Origin of the sequence: Flavobacterium piscinae (assembly GCF_004122145.1) — a bacterium.
GTDB classification, from domain to species: domain Bacteria; phylum Bacteroidota; class Bacteroidia; order Flavobacteriales; family Flavobacteriaceae; genus Flavobacterium; species Flavobacterium piscinae.
Genome location: NZ_SBKQ01000007.1, coordinates 70,859 through 90,608, shown reverse-complemented (window position 1 = coordinate 90,608; position 19,750 = coordinate 70,859). Strand labels below are relative to the sequence as shown.

Annotated in this window: 20 protein-coding genes; 18 read left to right on the top strand and 2 right to left on the bottom strand. The window is 32.3% G+C overall.

All coding sequences use genetic code 11. The features are described from left to right. Nucleotides 1–11: 11 nt before the first annotated feature. The 5 genes from EQG68_RS08000 to EQG68_RS07980 all read left to right on the top strand — a co-directional run bounded on the left by EQG68_RS08000 (nucleotide 12) and on the right by EQG68_RS07980 (nucleotide 4,391). Nucleotides 12–1,139, top strand: coding sequence for a peptidylprolyl isomerase (locus EQG68_RS08000; protein ID WP_129464389.1), 1,128 nt, complete (start codon nucleotides 12–14; stop codon nucleotides 1,137–1,139). A gap of 9 nt (nucleotides 1,140–1,148) precedes the next feature. Then, the gene (locus EQG68_RS07995) at nucleotides 1,149–2,159 is read left to right on the top strand and encodes a peptidylprolyl isomerase (protein WP_129464290.1); all 1,011 of its coding nucleotides are present in this window, start codon (nucleotides 1,149–1,151) and stop codon (nucleotides 2,157–2,159) included. A gap of 132 nt (nucleotides 2,160–2,291) precedes the next feature. Further along, nucleotides 2,292–2,954: a lysoplasmalogenase family protein gene (locus EQG68_RS07990; RefSeq protein WP_129464289.1), complete on the top strand. Its 663-nt coding sequence runs from the start codon at nucleotides 2,292–2,294 to the stop codon at nucleotides 2,952–2,954. Nucleotides 2,955–2,981: 27 nt separating this feature from the next. Next, nucleotides 2,982–3,665, top strand: coding sequence for a hypothetical protein (locus EQG68_RS07985; RefSeq protein WP_129464288.1), 684 nt, complete (start codon nucleotides 2,982–2,984; stop codon nucleotides 3,663–3,665). A 9-nt stretch (nucleotides 3,666–3,674) separates the two neighbouring features. Then, nucleotides 3,675–4,391: a hypothetical protein gene (locus EQG68_RS07980; RefSeq protein WP_129464287.1), complete on the top strand. Its 717-nt coding sequence runs from the start codon at nucleotides 3,675–3,677 to the stop codon at nucleotides 4,389–4,391. Here EQG68_RS07980 and EQG68_RS07975 read toward each other — a convergent pair. Continuing rightward, entirely contained in the window at nucleotides 4,337–5,251 is a 915-nt protein-coding gene (locus EQG68_RS07975) for a bifunctional metallophosphatase/5'-nucleotidase (RefSeq protein ID WP_129464286.1), read from the bottom strand. The two genes, EQG68_RS07980 and EQG68_RS07975, sit on opposite strands and share 55 nt — an antisense overlap. A 4-nt stretch (nucleotides 5,252–5,255) precedes the next feature. Beyond that, a complete protein-coding gene (locus tag EQG68_RS07970; protein ID WP_317125516.1) occupies nucleotides 5,256–6,011 on the bottom strand; it encodes a 5'-nucleotidase in 756 nt (251 codons plus the stop codon). A gap of 78 nt (nucleotides 6,012–6,089) precedes the next feature. Between EQG68_RS07970 and EQG68_RS07965 the strand changes: the two genes are divergently transcribed. The 13 genes from EQG68_RS07965 (at nucleotide 6,090) to EQG68_RS07905 (ending at nucleotide 19,750) form a co-directional block, all read left to right on the top strand. After that, a complete protein-coding gene (locus tag EQG68_RS07965; protein ID WP_129464284.1) occupies nucleotides 6,090–6,608 on the top strand; it encodes a DUF6913 domain-containing protein in 519 nt (172 codons plus the stop codon). Nucleotides 6,609–6,610: 2 nt separating this feature from the next. Further along, the gene (dapA, locus tag EQG68_RS07960) at nucleotides 6,611–7,492 is read left to right on the top strand and encodes a 4-hydroxy-tetrahydrodipicolinate synthase (RefSeq protein WP_129464283.1); all 882 of its coding nucleotides are present in this window, start codon (nucleotides 6,611–6,613) and stop codon (nucleotides 7,490–7,492) included. 34 nt (nucleotides 7,493–7,526) lie between these two features. Beyond that, nucleotides 7,527–8,036, top strand: a complete 510-nt coding sequence (locus EQG68_RS07955; RefSeq protein WP_129464282.1) for a ferritin — start codon at nucleotides 7,527–7,529, stop codon at nucleotides 8,034–8,036. A gap of 171 nt (nucleotides 8,037–8,207) precedes the next feature. Continuing rightward, the gene (locus EQG68_RS07950) at nucleotides 8,208–9,014 is read left to right on the top strand and encodes an outer membrane protein assembly factor BamD (protein ID WP_129464281.1); all 807 of its coding nucleotides are present in this window, start codon (nucleotides 8,208–8,210) and stop codon (nucleotides 9,012–9,014) included. Nucleotides 9,015–9,023: 9 nt separating this feature from the next. Further along, nucleotides 9,024–9,341: a DNA-directed RNA polymerase subunit omega gene (locus EQG68_RS07945; RefSeq protein ID WP_112085507.1), complete on the top strand. Its 318-nt coding sequence runs from the start codon at nucleotides 9,024–9,026 to the stop codon at nucleotides 9,339–9,341. Between the two features lie 7 nt (nucleotides 9,342–9,348). Beyond that, nucleotides 9,349–10,560, top strand: coding sequence for a bifunctional phosphopantothenoylcysteine decarboxylase/phosphopantothenate--cysteine ligase CoaBC (gene coaBC / locus EQG68_RS07940; RefSeq protein ID WP_129464280.1), 1,212 nt, complete (start codon nucleotides 9,349–9,351; stop codon nucleotides 10,558–10,560). Further along, nucleotides 10,553–11,434: a type IX secretion system protein PorD gene (porD, locus tag EQG68_RS07935; protein WP_129464279.1), complete on the top strand. Its 882-nt coding sequence runs from the start codon at nucleotides 10,553–10,555 to the stop codon at nucleotides 11,432–11,434. Before coaBC ends, porD begins: the two co-directional genes overlap by 8 nt. A gap of 96 nt (nucleotides 11,435–11,530) precedes the next feature. After that, nucleotides 11,531–13,183, top strand: coding sequence for a DNA repair protein RecN (gene recN / locus EQG68_RS07930; protein WP_129464278.1), 1,653 nt, complete (start codon nucleotides 11,531–11,533; stop codon nucleotides 13,181–13,183). 49 nt (nucleotides 13,184–13,232) lie between these two features. After that, the gene (locus EQG68_RS07925) at nucleotides 13,233–14,045 is read left to right on the top strand and encodes an enoyl-ACP reductase FabI (RefSeq protein WP_129464277.1); all 813 of its coding nucleotides are present in this window, start codon (nucleotides 13,233–13,235) and stop codon (nucleotides 14,043–14,045) included. A 96-nt stretch (nucleotides 14,046–14,141) separates the two neighbouring features. Then, nucleotides 14,142–16,421: a T9SS-dependent choice-of-anchor J family protein gene (locus tag EQG68_RS07920; protein ID WP_129464276.1), complete on the top strand. Its 2,280-nt coding sequence runs from the start codon at nucleotides 14,142–14,144 to the stop codon at nucleotides 16,419–16,421. A gap of 83 nt (nucleotides 16,422–16,504) precedes the next feature. After that, on the top strand, nucleotides 16,505–17,518 hold the full coding sequence (locus EQG68_RS07915) for a glycosyltransferase (protein WP_129464275.1): 1,014 nt from the start codon (nucleotides 16,505–16,507) through the stop codon (nucleotides 17,516–17,518). After that, the gene (gene coaE, locus EQG68_RS07910) at nucleotides 17,511–18,095 is read left to right on the top strand and encodes a dephospho-CoA kinase (RefSeq protein WP_129464274.1); all 585 of its coding nucleotides are present in this window, start codon (nucleotides 17,511–17,513) and stop codon (nucleotides 18,093–18,095) included. Before EQG68_RS07915 ends, coaE begins: the two co-directional genes overlap by 8 nt. A 71-nt stretch (nucleotides 18,096–18,166) precedes the next feature. Further along, on the top strand, nucleotides 18,167–19,750 hold the full coding sequence (locus tag EQG68_RS07905; protein ID WP_129464273.1) for a sensor histidine kinase: 1,584 nt from the start codon (nucleotides 18,167–18,169) through the stop codon (nucleotides 19,748–19,750).

Genomic DNA, 19,750 nt, shown 5'->3' with positions numbered 1-19,750 from the left:
TAAATAGTAAAATGAAAAAAGTAAAATTTCTGGTTTTAAGTATAACGGCTTTATTTTTAGCCTCTTGCGGAAAAGATTATGACCATTTAGGTGATGGTATTTTTGCAGTGATAAAAACCAACAAAGGTGATATTATTACCCAATTAGAATATGAAAAAACGCCCATCACCGTAGCCAACTTTATTTCGTTGGCAGAGGGAACCAATGAACATGTAACCGATAATGCTAAAAAAGGAGTGCCTTTTTATGATGGTTTAACATTTCACAGAGTAGAAGCAAATTTTATGATTCAAGGAGGTGATCCTGCCGGAAACGGAAGTGGTGGTCCTGGTTATAATTTTATGGATGAAATTACCGATTTGTCTCATGACGGACCCGGAATCTTGTCAATGGCCAACGCGGGTCCGGGTACAAATGGTTCTCAGTTTTTTATCACACATGTGGAAACCAAATTTTTAGATGGGAGACATACTGTTTTCGGAAAAGTTAAAGAAGGTCAGGAAGTGGTGAATGCCATTGTGGCTTCAGATGTAATGGAGTCAATAAAAATTGTAAGAAATGGCGAAGCGGCTAAAAAATTTGATGCCGTAAAAGTATTTAACGATCGTTTAAAAGTAGAAGCCGAAAATAGAAAAAAAGCTGAAGAAAAAGCAGCTGCTGAAAAAGCAGAATTTTTAGCTCAATATAAAGATGTCATTGATACAAAAGTAGCCTTTTTTGAAGAGCAGAAAAAAAATGCACAAAAAACGGCAAACGGATTGCAGTATACCATTTATCAAAAAGGGAAAGGCATAAAACCGGCTGTTGGTTCAACTGTGTACGTTCACTATGCCGGATTTTTTGAAAGTGGTGAATTGTTCGATTCCAGTTATGAAGATCTATCCAAAGCATTTGGAAAATTCAATCAGCAAAAAGCCGATGCAAAAGCTTATGTGCCTTTTCCATTTCAATACGGAAATAAAACTGGATTAATTCCCGGTTTCTTGGAAGGATTAGAAAAAATGAGTATTGGTGATAAAGCGGTTTTATTTATCCCTTCTCATCTTGGGTATGGAGAGGCTGGTGCCGGTGGAGTTATTCCTCCTAATACCAATTTAATTTTTGAATTAGAACTTTTAGAAAATATACCAAATCAATAATTATTAAGTATGAAAAAGTTAGTTACAATTATCGTTTTTGCCATATCCATGAGCACATTTGCTCAAAAGGAGAATGGTCTTTATGCTGAAATTCAAACTTTGAAAGGCAAAATCCTTCTTAAATTAGAATATGAAAAAGCACCTATTACAGTAGCCAATTTTGTTTCCTTAGCGGAAGGTACAAATAAAGAAGTTTCGGAAAACCTTAAAGGGAAACCTTATTTTGACGGATTAAAATTTCATCGAGTTATTGCAAATTTTATGATTCAAGGAGGCGATCCAACAGGAACCGGAACGAGTGGACCGGGTTATAAATTTGCCGATGAAATTACCGATTTAAAACACGATCGTCCCGGAATTCTTTCTATGGCAAATGCCGGTAAAGGAACCAATGGATCACAGTTTTTTATTACACATGTGCCAACTCCTCATTTAGACGGTAAACACACCGTTTTTGGAAGTGTTGTTGAAGGACAAGAGGTGGTGAATGCGATCGCTCAAAATGATGTGATGGATAAAGTTAAAATCATCAGAATTGGGGATGCTGCTAAAAAATTTGATGCACCAAAAGTTTTTGAAAGCAGATTGGCTTTAGAAGAAGCAAAGAAAAAGAAAAAAGAAGAAGAATTAAAAGCAGAGAAGGTGAAATTCAATGAATATGTGAAAAAGACTTTCCCAAAAGCAACGATTCTTCCATCCGGTTTAGCTTACATTATGGAAAGCGAAGGAACAGGAGCAAAAGCTATGCCCGGAAACAATGTTTCTGTGCACTATATTGGAGAACTGTCTGACGGTAAAAAATTTGACAGTTCCTACGACCGAAATCAACCAATCGATTTTAAACTTGGCAACCGAATGGTAATTCCGGGATGGGAAGAAGGCATCGCTCTACTCAACAAAGGAGCCAAAGCCAAATTAATTATTCCGTATTGGTTAGCCTATGGTGCAGAGGGAAGACCACCGGTGATTCCGGCTAAAGCAACTCTTATTTTTAACACTGAATTAGTTGACATAAAGTAAGTTTAAAGTAAAGTAAAAAAAATCCGAAGTATTTAATGTATTTCGGATTTTTTTATTCATTTTATTTAGTAAAATTATTAAATAGTTAACTACATATTAATTTTATTCTTAAATTTATAAATTAAAATTAGTATGGATAAAGTAAAAATTTTAACTGGTATTTTACTCTTAGTTGCTTTAATTGAGGTAATTGCCGAATATTTTAGATTTTTACCCGTAATTTATATTTTCAAACCGCTCATTTCGGTGGTTTTGATGACTTTGTATTGGTATAGTTCACCAATAAAAGATATTTTATTTTTCCTTACTATTGTAACATCCTTAATAACCAATGTACTTTTTATTCCAAACGATTTTAAATTTATTTTTATTGGGTTGATTGTTTTTGTGTTTCATCGATTAATTAATATTTTTTATATAATTAAAGTAATGAAAACTAAAGATTTTATCCCAGTAATCTTGGCATCAGTTCCTTTTTTATTCATTTTTTTCTATATTTTTTTTGACACCGATTTACTTTCTAATGAAGTATATTACATCATGATTATCCATAATAGTTTGATTTCTTTATTAGGCGGAATTGCCCTTTCGCATTACATCATGAATGACAGCTCAAGAAGTTCATGGCTATTGATTTGTGTTTTGTCTTTCGTAACGCTTCATTTTATTATTTTTATCGAAAAATTTTATTTTCAATTACAGATTTTCAGACCTATTGCCATGAGTTTGAATGCGTTTGCCTATTTTGCTTTTTATAAGTTTATTTTAATCATAGAAAAATCAAATTCTAATTAGTTTCTTTACATTTTAATAAAATAATTTATGAAGGAATATTTGTTAAATAGGCATTTTAAAGTATTAACTTCTGTTTTTGTTCTGATTGTTTTTTTATTAATCATTGTTTCGTTTTTTGATAATAAATTAATCGAATACATTTTAAAATCAATCAGTATTCCGGTTTTGATGTTGCTTTATATTATGACATCAACGCAAATTAGCAGATTCTACTTAGTTGCACTTTTTTGTGCAGCAATATCAAATATTCTTTTCATTTCAACCGATGTGATCTTACTTAATTATGGCTTAATTGCCTTTTTACTTTACAGAATCATAACTATAATTTTAGTGATAAAAGCTTCACCAATACGCTCTTTTTTTACAGTTGGAATTGGGAGTGTTTTTTTTCTCTTTCCTTTACTTTATTTTATTGTACTTACGCAGGACTCGTTAGGACAAAGTTTTATGGTTGCTATTGTAAATGTAGTTTTAGTTTCAATTCTGGGCGGATTATCCTTGTCTAATTACTTAATGGAAGAAGGATTTAAGCACACATGGTTACTGGTAAGCACATTGTTGTACACCATTATTGTATTTTTATTCGTTATTCAAAAATATTATTTGTTTATTCCAATTTTTCAACCAATTCGTGTTTTAGTTTTAATGTTGGCTCATTATTTTTTTTATCTTTATATTTTAATGACTGAAAAGCAGATTGGTAAACATTAATATTTTTATTTGAAAAAGAACTACAAATTAGTATTACCCTTAACTGGCTTATTTTTTATTGTTATAGGCATTCTAGCCTATGGAGTTTATTTTGATATAGATAGAATCATTCTGATTACTCGATTGATTGGACTTTCTTTAATTTTTTTGATTTATTATTTAAGTTCTTTCAAAAAAAATAAGCTCTATTTGGTTTCGTTATTGTTCTCACTATTATCCATACTGTTTTTGTTTTTAAAATCAGATGTTGGAATTTTATTTGCAACACTTTTCTTTTTAATTTTTGAAATATTAACGATTATCATTGTATTAAAAAATTCAAAGAAAATCAGTTTTATTCCTGTAACACTTGGTTTTTTACCTTTTTTATCAATTTGTTTTTATTTGATATTTTTAACGTATGCTTCTTTAGGCATAAATTATTTACCGTCAATTCTTAATGCATTCATCATTTCCTTTTTAGGAGGATTGGCTGTTTCAAATTTTGTTTTAGAGGAAGATAACATGAAAAACAGTTGGCTACTAATAAGCACTTTGTTGTTCACCTTGTTGATTTTTATTTTTATGATTGAAAAGTATTACCTATACGTTCAAGTGTTTAAACCCATTCGAACCTTCTGTTTTTTTGGAGGACATTATCTTTTTATGCGGTATATATTACTTTCAGAACATCAAACAATAATCGATTTACCTTGTGAAATGACTGAAGAATCTGTATCAAAATAAAAGTCAATTCGCCCTAAATTAATGCCATAACACCCAACTTGATTTACCAAGACGTCTTTATTATCAAGATTTTTAAGTAGAGTTGGTTTGTCTAAGAAAGTGTGTGTATGTCCACCAATAATTAAATCAATATCTCGGGTTAACGTTGCTAATTTGGTATCGCAAATTTTGTTTGGATCATTTTTGTAGGCATAACCCAAGTGGGAGAGACAAATAATTAAGTCGCATTTTTCATTAGATTTTAATTTTTTTACAATTTCTTTAGAAATTTCAACCGGGTCATTATAAACCGTTTCTTTATACATCTTTTTATCAACCAAACCGGCTAATTCAACACCCAATCCAAACACACCCACTTTGATTCCGTTTTTGTGAAATACTTTGTAAGGTTTCACAAAAGGATGCATCACTGTGTTTTTAAAATCATAGTTTGCAGAAAGAATTTCAAACTTCGCATGAGGCATTTGAGCGGCTAGCCCTTCAATGCCATTGTCAAACTCATGATTACCAATAGTGGTAGCTTCATAACCCATTTTCGACATTAATTTGAATTCTAATTCTCCGCCATAATAATTAAAATAGGGGGTTCCCTGAAAACTATCACCGGCATCTAAGAGCAAAACATTTGGGTTTTCTTTTCTGATTTTTTCAATAAGAATACCTCGATTAACAACTCCGCCCATATTCGGGTTTTTAGGATGATTTGCCGGAAAAGGGTCAATATGACTATGTACATCGTTCGTGTGCAAAATAGTTAACTGTTTTGTCTTAGCTTGACTAAAACCTGTTAAAGGCAAACCTCCTAAACTAACCCATGTTGAACCGGCAACCGTATTTTTGATAAAATCTCTTCTTTTCATAGCATTAGTTTTGGTCAACAATTATTCTTGGTTTTGAAGAAGCTTCTACCACTTCAACGGCCTTGAAATAGTCAATTAAAATATTTCGTATTTTATAATCTAAGTCAAATAGTTGACTGTTTTTCAGAAAGAAATTCATGTTATCACCACCATTTACTAAATAATCAGAAGTAGCAACATAGTAAACTTTGTTTAAATCCAAAACGTCACCATTTATCAACACTGATTTAAAAGCTTTATTCTTATCAAGTGTTATTTGTAATCCGCTCAACGGGTGAGGTTTTTTTTCAGCAATCAAATAATCAATCATTTCCATAATTTGACTTCCTTTCAATGCAGCCACAACCATATTATTTTCAAATGGCATCACTTCAAATGCTGTCCTCGTAGTAACATTTCCCTTAGGTATAATAGAGCGTATTCCTCCATGATTTAATAAGCAAATATCGATAGATTTACCATATCGTTTTCTGAAAATCGTATTGCTTTCAATTAAACAAACATCAGCCATAAAATTACCAATGTTGGTTTGCCATTCACCTTTACTTTTATCTAAGGTTTCGGGACAAAAAGCCAACACACTGTCTAAGTCTTTGTTAATGTGATGACGATAGGGCTCGATAAAGTTTTCAATTTCAGGATATTCAGAAGAATTGTTTGCTATTTCAATTTGTTTTCCCTCAATTTTTACAATTTCATAGTTTGATTTACAACCTGAGAAAATAAATGAAAATGTTATAAATAACACAAAATGTGTCATTATAACGGTATAGTTTTTTAGTTTTAGCATCAAAAAACGACTTTAATTCTATAATTTTGTAATCCAAGTAAAGGTACAATGTTTTTAAAATATTTTAGAACTTTTTCCGCTAAAAGAGTATTAAAAAAAAGTTCACTCAATCTAAATTCTTCTATTTCAAACAAGCCCATTCAAACGGTTGGTGTTTTGATAGACGAAACGCATTTCGATAAAAAAGAGGCTTTGATTCAACTTATAGTTTCGAATGGAATCAAACCTGAAAAAATTTCAGTGTTGGCCTACAAGACCAGGTATAAGAAGAAAGAAGAAATAAATTACCCACATTATAGTAAGAGTGATGTAACTTGGTTGGGAACTATTGAAAAAAAAGAAGCAAAAGAGTTTAAATCCAACCAATTTGATTTATTAATCAGTTATTATGATGAAATGAAGACCCCACTTCAAATTGTAACTCACAAATCAAAGGCAGATTTTAAAGTTGGATTTACATCAACAGACAAACGATTAAATCATTTTATGATAGATACGGATGTAGAAAACTATACAGTTTTTGTTGATGAATTATTCAAATACTTAAGAATACTAAACAAACTATAACTATGCAATCACTCATTGGAACCGGAGTGGCTTTGATAACTCCGTTCAAAAAAGATTTATCCGTTGACACGGAAGCGTTAACTAAGATTGTTCATTATCAAATAGATAACGGAATAGATTATCTAGTGGTTTTAGGAACAACTGCTGAAACGGCGACATTAACAACTGCTGAAAAGGAATTGGTAATCAATACAGTTATCAAAGCAAATAATAATAAATTACCACTTGTTTTAGGAGTTGGAGGAAATAATACTTATCAAGTTGTAGAGGAATTAAAAACGAGAGATTTGTCAAGTTTTACAGCAGTTTTATCAGTTTCACCTTATTACAACAAACCAACACAAGAAGGAATTTATCAACATTTCAAGGCTATTGCAGAAGCTTCGCCAATTCCAATCATTTTATATAATGTTCCCGGTAGAACAGCGAGTAATATGCTTCCTTCGACTGTGTTACGATTGGCCAATGACTTTAAAAATATTGTAGCCATCAAAGAAGCGGCTGGCGATATTGTCCAAGCCATGAAATTAATTCAACACAAACCGGAAGGATTTTTAGTAATTTCCGGTGATGATATGGTTACTTTACCAATGATTTTAGCCGGTGGAGCAGGGGTGATTTCGGTTATTGGCGAAGGATTTCCAAAACAATTCTCAACCATGGTTCGATTAGGACTAGAAAGAAAGGTAGAGGAAGCTTATCAAATTCATTACCAAGTGGCAGATGCTATCGATATGATATTTGAACAAGGAAACCCTGCCGGAATAAAAGAAGTTTTCCATGTTTTAGGTTTGTGTGAAAATATATTAAGACTTCCTTTGGTTAATGTTAACGAAGACTTAGCAAACAGAATTCGTCAAACTGTCAAAAAAATTGTAAATTAGCGGTAGATTTATTAATTAGAAAAATAAGAGAAATATGTTATCAGCAAATGTATTAGCAGCTTTAAACAATCAGATTAAAATGGAAGGTGATTCTTCACAAGTATATTTAGCCATGGCCTCTTGGGCAGAGGTTCAAGGGTTTGAAGGAATTTCTACTTTTATGTATAACCAATCCGATGAAGAAAGGATGCACATGCTCAAGTTAATTAAATATGTTAACCAAAGAGGAGGCGAAGCAAAAGTTGGAGCTACATTAGAACCTTCCTTGGATTTAACCAATTATAAAGCACTTTTCAAACAATTGTTAGAGCATGAAATTAAAGTGTCGGAAAGCATTAATAATTTAGTGGGTATTACTTTAGACGAACGCGATTTTGCAACCCACAATTTTTTACAATGGTATGTGTCAGAGCAAATTGAAGAAGAAGCAACAGCTCGTTATATCTTAGATAAAATCAATTTAATTGGCGATGACAAAGGTGGTTTGTATCTTTTTGATAATGAAATGAAAAACTTTGTGAGTCCAATGGCTCCCGCAAAATAAGAACAATGTTAATCAAAATATAAAAGATGCGGTTTATATCGCATCTTTTTGTTTTTTTACTGCCTTTAAAGACTATAAAAAAAATGTTTTGTAGTCTGCAATTATTAACTAAATTTGCAGTCCGGTTTTCTTGATAAAGATTCATGGAAATTTGCCTATAAAATTCGCCTAATGAATAAATTATATTTTGTATTCCTTCTTGCAGTTGTTTTCAGCTCTTGCAGTCCATACCAAAAAGCATTGAAAAGTGAAGATATTGCTTTAAAATATGCCGCTGCAGAAGAAAAATACAACAAGGAAAAATACCAAAAAGCTATTCGTTTATTTGAGCAGATAGCTCCTTCTTACAGAGGTAAACCACAGGCAGAAAAAATGTTTTATATGTATGCTCAAAGTTTATACAAAACAGAACAATTTTATACTGCAGGATATCAATTTGAAAGTTTTGCATCGGGTTACCCCAAAAGTGAAAAAGTTGAGGAAGCTGCTTATTTAGGGGCTTATTGTTATTCAAAATTATCACCAAGGTATTCTTTAGATCAAATAGACACCGATAAAGCAATTGAAAAAATGCAAGCCTTTATTGATGCCTACCCTGAATCTCAGTACATTACAGAAGCAAACGTGGTTGTCAAGGCTTTAAGGGAAAAACTTGAATTTAAAGCATTTGAAATTGCAAAGCAATACCATACAATCGCCGAAGCAATCAGAGATTTTAGGGCTCCTATTGTGGCTTTAGATAATTTTATAGCTGATTATCCTGGTACACCCTACAGAGAAGATGCACTTTATTATAAAATTGAGGCAAGTTACAAATATGCTATCAATAGTGTGGATTATAAAGTAAAATCACGATTAAATGAAACATTGGAAAATTATGATAAGCTTTTCAAGCAATATCCCGAGACAAAATACAAAGAAGAAGCAGATAAAATTAAAGAAGACGTTAATAAACTTTTAGAACAATATTCAAAATAAATAGTAGTTATGGATTTAAAAAAGACGAATGCTCCGGTTAACACGATTACTTATGATAAGAGAGCGATTGAGCAAACCACCGGTAATGTGTACGAAGCGATTACAATCATCGCTAAAAGAGCAAATCAAATTAATTCTGAAATTAAAAAAGAATTAATTGAAAAATTAGAAGAATTTGCTACTTACAATGATAGTTTAGAAGAGATTTTTGAAAACAAGGAACAAATCGAAGTTTCAAAATTCTATGAAAAATTACCAAAACCACATGCATTGGCTGTACAAGAGTGGTTAGAAGGAAAAATTTATCACAGAGATACTACCAAATAAGAACCTTATGTCAGTTTTAAAAGGGAAAAAAGTACTGCTGGGTGTTTCCGGCGGAATTGCTGCCTATAAAACTGCAACTTTGGTTAGACTATTTATTAAAGCAGGTGCTCAAGTGCAAGTTGTCATGACACCTGCTTCTAAAGATTTTGTTACGCCTTTAACACTGTCTACTTTATCAAAAAACCCTGTTTTTTCCGAGTTTTATAACGACGAAGATGAAAATGCATTGTGGAATAATCACGTTGAATTAGGCCTTTGGGCAGATTTGATGATTATTGCACCGGCTACCGCAAATACGTTGGCTAAAATGGCCAATGGAAATTGCGATAACTTACTGATAGCTACGTATTTATCTGCCAAATGTCCGGTATATTTTGCACCGGCCATGGATTTGGATATGTACAAGCATCCTACTTCGATTGATAATTTTCACAAACTGCAATTATTCGGTAATATCATGATTCCGGCAGAATCGGGTGAATTAGCCAGCGGACTTTCCGGAGAGGGGAGAATGGCTGAACCTGAGCATATTATATCCTTTTTGGAAAATGATATTTCGCAAAAATTACCACTAAAAGGAAAAAAAATACTCATTACTGCCGGTCCCACATACGAAGCAATAGATCCCGTGCGTTTTATAGGTAATCATTCAACAGGAAAGATGGGTTTTGATATCGCTAACGAAGCAGCTCAATTGGGGGCTGAAGTTATTTTGATTTCCGGCCCGACGCATTTGAATGTGAATAATTTGGCGATTCAGTTAATCCGTGTACAATCTGCAGAAGAAATGTATCAACAATGTCATTTGTATTTTGATAACGTTGATGTTGCGATAGCAGCGGCAGCAGTAGCTGATTATAAACCGAAAGTAGTTGCTAATCAAAAAATTAAAAAGTCAGATGTGAATTTTTCTATTGAATTAGAAAAGACAAAAGATATTTTAGCATCATTGGGAGAAATTAAAAAACACCAATTTTTAATTGGTTTTGCTTTGGAAACAGAAAATGAAATTGAGCATGCTAAGTTGAAAATTCAGAAAAAAAACTTAGATTTGATTGTTTTAAATTCGCTGAATGATGAAGGTGCCGGTTTTGGTAAAGCGACCAACAAAATAACATTTATTGATAAATCATTTCAAATAGAACCGATGCCACTTAAATCAAAAGAGGAAGTTGCAAAGGATATTTTGAACAAAATAATACAACAATATCATGCGTAAACTTCTAGTATTTGTTTTTTTGATTGCGTTGGGTATAACTCAAGCACAAGAATTAAATTGTAGTGTAAAAGTTAATTCTGAACGAATAACTGCTGCTAATCAACAAATTTTTAAAACACTTGAAACGTCCTTAAATGAGTTTGTGAATAAAACAAAATGGAGTACGCGTGAATTTAAAAATAACGAACGAATCGATTGTTCGATGTTTATCAATGTTTCGGAGTTTAACAATAATATATTTACGGCTACCATTCAAGTTCAGGCTTCAAGACCTGTTTTTAACTCTACTTATAGTACACCAATTTTAAATATAAACGATAAAGATTTTACCTTTAGATATGTAGAATTTGAAAATTTGTTTTTCAATCCAAATAGTTTTGATTCCAATTTGGTTTCTGTAATCGCTTTTTATTCTTACATGATTTTAGCCATGGATGCCGACTCTTTTGAATACCAAGGAGGTAATGAATATTTAGAAATCGCTCAAAATATTGTAAGCGTTTCTCAAGCGGGTGGCAAAGGGTGGTCGCAGTCAGACGGCTTGCAAAACAGATTTTTTTTAGTAAATGATTTGTTATCCAGTACGTTTGATCCCATCCGATTAGGATTTTATGATTACCACAAAGCTGGTTTAGATTTAATGGCAGACGATTTAGCAGCCGGTAAAGAAGGTGTGAAAAATGCCGTATTAACTTTATCAAAAATCAATGCTGTTCGTCCTAATGCATATTTAACACGTGTATTTTTTGACACAAAATCAGATGAAATTCTTTCCATTTTTACCGGTGGTCCAAAAATTGATATTTCAGACTTGGTAGACAATTTAAATCGAGTTTCTCCTTTAAACGCTTCGAATTGGTCAAAGATACGTTAGGGTTTTAATAACTTTGTCAATATTATCTCAAACCCTACTTTTATTAGTTCCGATTTATTGAGTACATTGCCATTGTATTTTGAATACTATCAGGAAATGCTAACTTCGTTATCCATAAAGAATTACGCTTTAATTGAAAAATTATCCATAGATTTTTCAGATGGATTTTCAATTATAACCGGCGAAACCGGAGCCGGTAAGTCAATACTTTTGGGTGCTTTAGGATTGGTTTTGGGAAAAAGAGCCGATTTGACTTCATTAAAAAATAAAGATGAAAAATGTGTAATCGAAGGACATTTTTCAATTTCTACTTATAATATTAGAGATTTTTTTGAAGAAAATGATTTGGATTACGAAGACCAAACTATTATACGAAGAGAAATTTTACCATCCGGAAAATCAAGAGCTTTTATCAACGATAGTCCTGTAAATCTTAATGAATTGGTTGAATTAGGCGAATTTTTACTCGATATTCATTCGCAACATCAAACCAGAGAATTAACAGAAGAGCTATATCAATTTCAGATTATTGATGCTATTTCTTCCAATCAATTATTGTTGGATGATTATTCCGAAAAACTAAAACAATATAAAAAATTAAAAATTCAATTAGACGAAAAAAAGCAACTTTATGCAAGTGCGTTAAAAGAACAAGATTATAACACTTTCCTTTACAATGAATTAGCTGAAGCCAAATTGGTAGATGACGAACAAGCTGAGTTAGAAGCTCAACTTGAACAATTAAGCAATGTTGAATTAATCAAAGAGCAGCTTGAAAAAAGTATCAGTTTGGCTGATAGCGAGCAATTCGGCTTATTGGTTAATATAAAAGAATTTAAAAATGCGATTCAAAGAATCAGTTCTTATTCAAAAGAGTATGCTCAACTTTTTGAACGAGTGGAAAGTCTTTTGATTGAATTAAAAGACATTGTAAATGAATTGAATAGCTTTTCAGAATCGGTAGTTAATGATCCGGAGCAATTGATTTTGGTAAATCAAAAATTACAGACAATTTATAATTTGCAGAAAAAACATCAAGTGAATTCTGTTGAAGAGTTATTGCAAATTCAAAATGATTTGGAAGGAAAGGTCATTTCAGTCACCTCTTTGGAAAATGAAATTGCAGAAATACAAATTCGCTTAGAAAAATATGAAGTGGATCTAAATGAATTGGCAATTCTAATTCATTCCAATCGAGCTAAATCCATTCCAAAATTAAGTGATATGCTTCAAGGTATTTTGAGTCAGTTAGGAATGCCAAACGTACAATTCAAAATCAAAGTTGAACTTTCAGAAACTTTTTTTACCAATGGAAAAGATACGATTCAATTTCTTATTTCCACCAATAAAGGTTCCGATTTCGGGTTATTAAAAAAAGTAGCATCCGGTGGTGAAATGTCGCGAATTATGTTGGCTGTAAAGGCAATTTTGGCTAACTATTCTAACCTACCAACACTCATTTTTGACGAAATTGATACGGGTGTTTCAGGTGAAATAGCCAATAAAATGGGGGATATTATGAAAGAAATGAGTGGAAAAATGCAGGTTTTTGCCATTACACATTTACCACAAATCGCTGCCAAAGGTAAAACACATTATAAAGTATTTAAAACGGTTAACGGAAATCAAACTATATCCGAAATTACATTATTAAATAAAGAGGATAGAGTGGTAGAAATTGCCCAAATGTTATCCGGTTCCAATATATCAGATTCTGCTTTAAATCATGCAAAAGCATTATTGAACTGAAAAATTTAATTATATTTGAAACATCATACAAACTAAAATAATACCTACTATGTATAATTTATTAAAAGGAAAAAGAGGAATCATTTTTGGAGCTTTAGACGAAAATTCTATTGCATGGAAAACTGCTGAGCGAGTTCATGAAGAAGGAGGAACTTTTGTATTAACAAATGCTCCAATTGCCATGCGAATGGGAACAATAAACCAATTGGCAGAAAAAACCGGTTCGCAAATTATTCCGGCTGACGCAACTTCTATTGCGGATTTAGAAAATTTAGTAGAGAAAGCGACAGAAATCCTTGGCGGAAAATTAGATTTTGTTCTTCATTCTATAGGAATGTCAGTGAATGTAAGAAAAGGGAATCATTATACTAATCAAAATTATGATTTTACGCATAAAGGTTGGGATGTTTCGGCTGTTTCTTTCCACAAAGTAATGCAAGTTTTATATCAAAAAGATGCCATGAATGAATGGGGTAGTGTAGTCGCTTTGACTTATATGGCTGCTCAACGAGTGTTTCCTGATTATAATGATATGGCGGATAATAAAGCTTACTTAGAGTCAATTGCCAGAAGTTTTGGTTACTTTTTTGGGAAAGATAAAAAAGTGAGAGTGAATACCATTTCACAATCGCCAACACCAACCACTGCCGGACAGGGAGTCAAAGGTTTCGATGGCTTTATTACTTATGCAGATAAAATGTCTCCTCTTGGAAATGCAACTGCTTTAGATTGTGCGAATTACACTGTAGCAATGTTTTCAGATTTAACAAAGCGTGTTACATTACAAAATTTATACAACGACGGAGGTTTTTCTAACATGGGTGTCAGCCAAGATGTTATGGAATATTTTACGAAAGAATAATATACTTTATATTTTAACTTTTAAAAGCCACCTATAATTTTTTTATAGGTGTTTTTTTTTATAATTTTATCACATTAAATATTAAACAAACAAAATATGAAAAAAATTACATTATTATTTTTATTGTTTCTAAGTTTTTCAGCTTTTGCTCAATTTCCGGAAAGCTTTGAAACTACGGTTCCTCCAACAGGTTGGACAGCCTTTAGAGGAACAAATGGCATTGGAACTGCCCAAGATTGGACAGTTACCACAGTAGCTGATGATGTTAGCGAAGGTGCTCAGGCTGCTTTCGTTCGATGGGAAAACGTAGATGGTGGTTTAGCTGAAGATTGGTTAGTTTCACCACTACATACGGTTACTGCACCTAATACTTCATTGTCCTTTTTTCAACGACAAACGTTTGCAATAGATTACGGTAGTGAATATACAATTCGAGTTTCAACTACTTCACAAACCGACATTAGTTCATTTACAATCGTTAATACACAAACTGAAGCTGATCTTCCATTTACGATGAGTGAAAAATTGGTTGATTTAAGTGCCTATGAAGGTCAATCTATTTATATTGCCTTTGTAATGACCAATGATGATGGTGATAATTGGGCAGTGGATAATGTTAATATGGTCCCTTCTGTTGATTTACCCAATTGTGCAACTGTTATCGCTCCAGCAGACAACGCAATAGATGTGCCAATTGGTATCGTACCTTTTTCTTGGGAAGCACCAACTACAGGAGGTGTTCCAACAGCTTATGATTTCTTCTATGGTGTTACACCGGAAGCAGTTGACATTTTAGTTGGAACTTTTACTGATACAACTGTTGATATTACACTTAACGATTACGGATTTACATTTTATTGGAAAATTGTTCCTAAAAATGCTGCGGGTAGTGCTGTAGATTGTCCGGTTTGGACCTTCACTACACTTGATTCTCCCGGATTTTGTTTGAATGCACCCGGAGGTCAATATCCCGGTGGTGAGCCATTTACAGCAACAGATTGTGATGGTGTAACCTCTAATGTTATTACTCTTTTAGGTTATGCCGGAGAATATTCTTTAGTTAATGTAACGGAAGGTGAAACGTATATATTTACTTCAGGAACATCTGATTTTATTACAATTAGTACAGATGATGGTGTTACTGCTGCAACATTTGGAGATTCACCATTAACTTGGGTATCAAATCATACAGGTGTCATTCGTTTTTATTCACACTTAAACGATCAATGCGAAACTGAAGAAGTTGATCGCGAACGTTCCTTTATTTGTGGTGTTTTAACAAGCGATGTTCCTGAATTTGCTAATCTACAATTCCCTTTTGATGCTACCATTGAACAAGGTGAAACGGTTACTGTTTATGGACAAATTTATGTTGCCGGATTAACTGATGTAGAACCTAATATTGTTGGCCAGGCTCCAGGAATACAAGCATGGGTTGGTGTAAGTCCAATTGGTGAAAATACAAATCCAAATACTTGGACTACATGGATACCAGCTACTTGGAATGACGGACATGTGAGTAACAATGATGAATACCAAGCAAATATAGGTACAGGTTTAGTTCCTGGAACATATTATTATGCTACACGTTATAGATTAAATGACGGTCCATATGTTTATGGTGGAACAAATAATGGTTTTTGGGATGGAACAACTTACTTAAGTGGTGTTTTAACTGTAACCCCACCTCCAGCACCCGGAAACGATGAATGTGCGAATGCAACTCCGCTTACTCCTGGAGCTGTGTTTGAAGATAATTCTTTAACTTCATCTAATGCTGCTGCTACTGCAAACGTTGATAATCCTGTGCCTACATGCGGAGCATTTAATTTTGCAACAAATGGAAAAGATGTTTGGTTTTCAGTTGTTGTACCTGAATCAGGAACATTAACAATTGAAACGCAAGGAAATGGTGGCTTATCCGATTCTGTTTTGGAAGTTTACTCAGGAAGTTGCGAGGCGTTAGTTTTAGTTGATTGTAATGATGATGTTGATTTTCCAGCAAATCCTTATTCTAGATTAGAGTTAGATGGATTAACTGCAGGTCAAACTTTATTAGTAAGAGTTTGGGGTTATAACGGGGCTGAAGGTTCATTCGTTGTTTCTGCATTTGATGCATCGTTAAGTACAGGTTCATTTGATAATGCCGGATTCAAATATTATCCAAACCCGGTTAAAGATGTCTTAAATTTAAGTTATATAAGCTCAATCTCTAATGTTAGTGTAATTAATCTTTTAGGTCAACAAGTATTTGCTAAAAATGTTAATGCTAATGAAAGTCAACTAGATTTATCGAGTTTAACTGCAGGGACTTATTTAGTAAAAGTTACCACTGAAGACAATCTTGAAAAGACAATTAAAATTGTGAAACAATAAAAAGTAATCTATAGATTTTTCAAAAGCCATGCGGTTGCATGGCTTTTGTTTTTTTATGCTGTATATTTGTTAAAATTTTTGACATGTATTTTTCAATTATCATTCCAGTTTATAATCGACCTGATGAGATTAATGAACTTTTGGAAAGTCTTGGCCTGCAAGATTACAAATCACCTTTTGAAGTTGTTATCGTGGAAGATGGTTCAAATTTCGATTGTAAAAATGTTGTAGAAAAATACTCTGACAAATTAAACATTAGTTATTTTTTTAAACAAAATTCCGGTCCAGGCGATTCCAGAAATTATGGGATGAAAAAAGCAAAGGGCGATTATTTTATCATTTTTGATTCCGATTGTATTATTCCGTCTGATTATCTTTCTGAAGTTGATTTAGCTTTAAAAAATAACTTTACAGATTGTTTCGGTGGGCCTGACAAAGCATTAGATTCTTTTTCTGATGTTCAAAAGGCAATTAATTTTAGCATGACTTCGTTTATGACTACAGGTGGTTTACGTGGAGGTTCAGAAAAAATTGATAAATTTCAGCCACGAAGTTTTAATATGGGTATCTCCAAAAAAGCATTTGAAGCATCCAAGGGATTTGGGAATATTCATCCGGGAGAAGACCCCGACTTATCAATACGATTATGGAAAATGAATTTTGAAACCCAATTGATTTCTTCGGCTTATGTTTATCATAAAAGAAGAATCGATTGGAATAAATTTTATCATCAAGTTTCAAAATTTGGAAAAGCTAGACCAATTCTTAATAGTTGGTATCCTGAATATAGTAAAGCAACCTTTTTCTTTCCAACTTTATTTATAGTTGGTTTCTTTTTTGCCTTGGCATTCGCTTTACTTTTTAATTTTTTCTTTCCTTTAATGCTTTATGCTTTTTATATTCTCCTTTTATTTTTTACGGCAACGTACTGTAACAAAAGTGTTAAAATTGGGTCTTTATCTATAGTTGCAACTTGTATTCAATTTTATGGGTATGGTTTTGGTTTTTTAAAATCATTTTTATTAATCCAATTATTAAATAAATATCCTGAGAAAGAATTTCCGGAATTATTTTTTAAAACAATCGAAAATGACTAAAATCATTGGCTTAACCGGTGGAATTGGAAGCGGAAAAACAACCGTTGCAAAGATGTTTTCGGAACAAGGAATTCCAGTTTACATAGCTGATGAAGAAGCCAAAAAATTAATGGATTTAGATGAAATCATTGAAGAGGTCAGAATAACATTTGGCAATGATACAATAGTAAATAATAAAATAGATCGGGCTAAATTAGCCAAAATTGTTTTTAACAATGCCGAACAGTTAAAAAAACTCAACAAAATAATACATCCAGCAGTTCAAAAGCATTTTAAGGATTGGTTAAAAATCCATTATTCAGCTCCTTACGTAATTAAAGAAGCGGCAATTTTGTTCGAAACAAACGGGCACAAGCAATGTGATAAAGTGATTACTGTAGTCGCTCCACAATTGTTAAGAATTGAGCGAGTTATTTTACGAGATAAATCTGATAAACAGAGTGTTTTGCAACGAATCAACAACCAATGGAGCGAAGAGAAGAAGATTATGTTGAGTGATTTTGTGATTGAAAACATTGATTTAGAGAAAACTAAAACACAAGTGGACGATATAATTAAACTTTTAAATAAAATTTAAAAAATAGGCATGATGTTAATGTTTGGTTAATCTATTAACAATACAAATGTTAAAATCCTAATTTTGTGGTGATGAATAAAGTTTTGTTTAGAGTGCTTGTGGTTTTAATGAGTTTGTCGCTCATTGGAATAATTTTTGTACAAGTATATTGGTTTAATTCCTCGTTGGAAAACAACCAAGAACAATTCAAGTTTCATGTAAAACAAGTTTTAGGCAATGTTTCTGAAGATATAAAAAATCAAGAAATACTTGCATTTGTTGATAAAATTAACCAATTCAAAGACAGTACAGGAGCTGATAAAGTTGACAACACTGATTTTTTAGAATTCGGTTATTATGAAAGAAATTCACAAACGAATGAAACTATAATTTATTCGAATAGTATAAATTCACAGGATTTTACTATTTCACCTTCGTTCTTTGATAAAAAAAATGATAGTTTGAAAATTAAAAGTTTTTCATCTAAACGTAAAACAGAAATTTATTATAACGGAATTGATAAATCAAATTTGCAAAATACGACTAGACCTGATTATAAGATGGAAAAGTCCGGAAATCTGGCTATTTTAGATAAGTTGCTTTATGATATATCGTTCAATGATATTGCTTTGACTTATCCGATTCAACGAAGAATTTCAAAAGAAAAGTTACAAGAACTTTTGCAAAGAGAACTTAAAGAATATGGTGTAAATACTCCTTTTGAATTTGGAATTTACAGTAATGGTTTAGCTACTAAGGTAAAATCAGACAATTTCAAATTCAATAAAAACGATACTTACAGTATTCCAATTTTCACGGATAATGATGGAATAAGTAAGTACCAATTATTAGTGAGTTTTCCTGAAAAAAAGAAATTTATTTTCTCAGATTTAATCGGAATTGCAATGTTATCGTTGATTTTTACGTTAATTATTATTATTGCTTATTCCAATGCTTTAAATCAATTGTTCAAACAACGTCAAATCTCTGAAATTAAAACAGATTTCATTAATAATATGACGCATGAGTTTAAAACACCTATTGCCACTATTAATTTGGCTTTGGACGCAATAAAGAATCCTAAAGTTATTGAAGACAAAGAAAAAGTTCATCGTTATCTCCAAATGATTCGAGACGAAAATAAACGAATGCATGCCCAAGTTGAAAATGTTCTACGCATTTCAAAACTCGAAAAAAAGGAACTAGAAATTAACAAAGAACCTTTGGATGTAAATGATATTATTAATGATGCGATTGAACATGTGAGTTTAATTGTTGAAGACAGAGAAGGAACGATAACAAAAGACTTTAAAGCAACACGAACAACTGTTTTATTAAACGATGTGCATTTTACAAATGTATTTGTTAATATGTTAGATAATGCAGTAAAATATTCACCGGATAAACCAATTATTGAAGTGCATACAGAAAACATAAAAGATTTTCTAATTATAAAAATTAAAGATTACGGTGCCGGTATGAGTAAAGTGGCTCAAAAAAGAATTTTTGAAAAATTTTATCGTGAGCACACGGGTGACATTCACAATGTCAAAGGACATGGGCTAGGATTAGCTTATGTGAAAAGAATAGTAGAAGAACATAACGGACAAATAACCGTGGAGAGTGAAAAAGGTAAAGGAAGTACATTTAGTATTAAATTGCCATTAATAAATTAA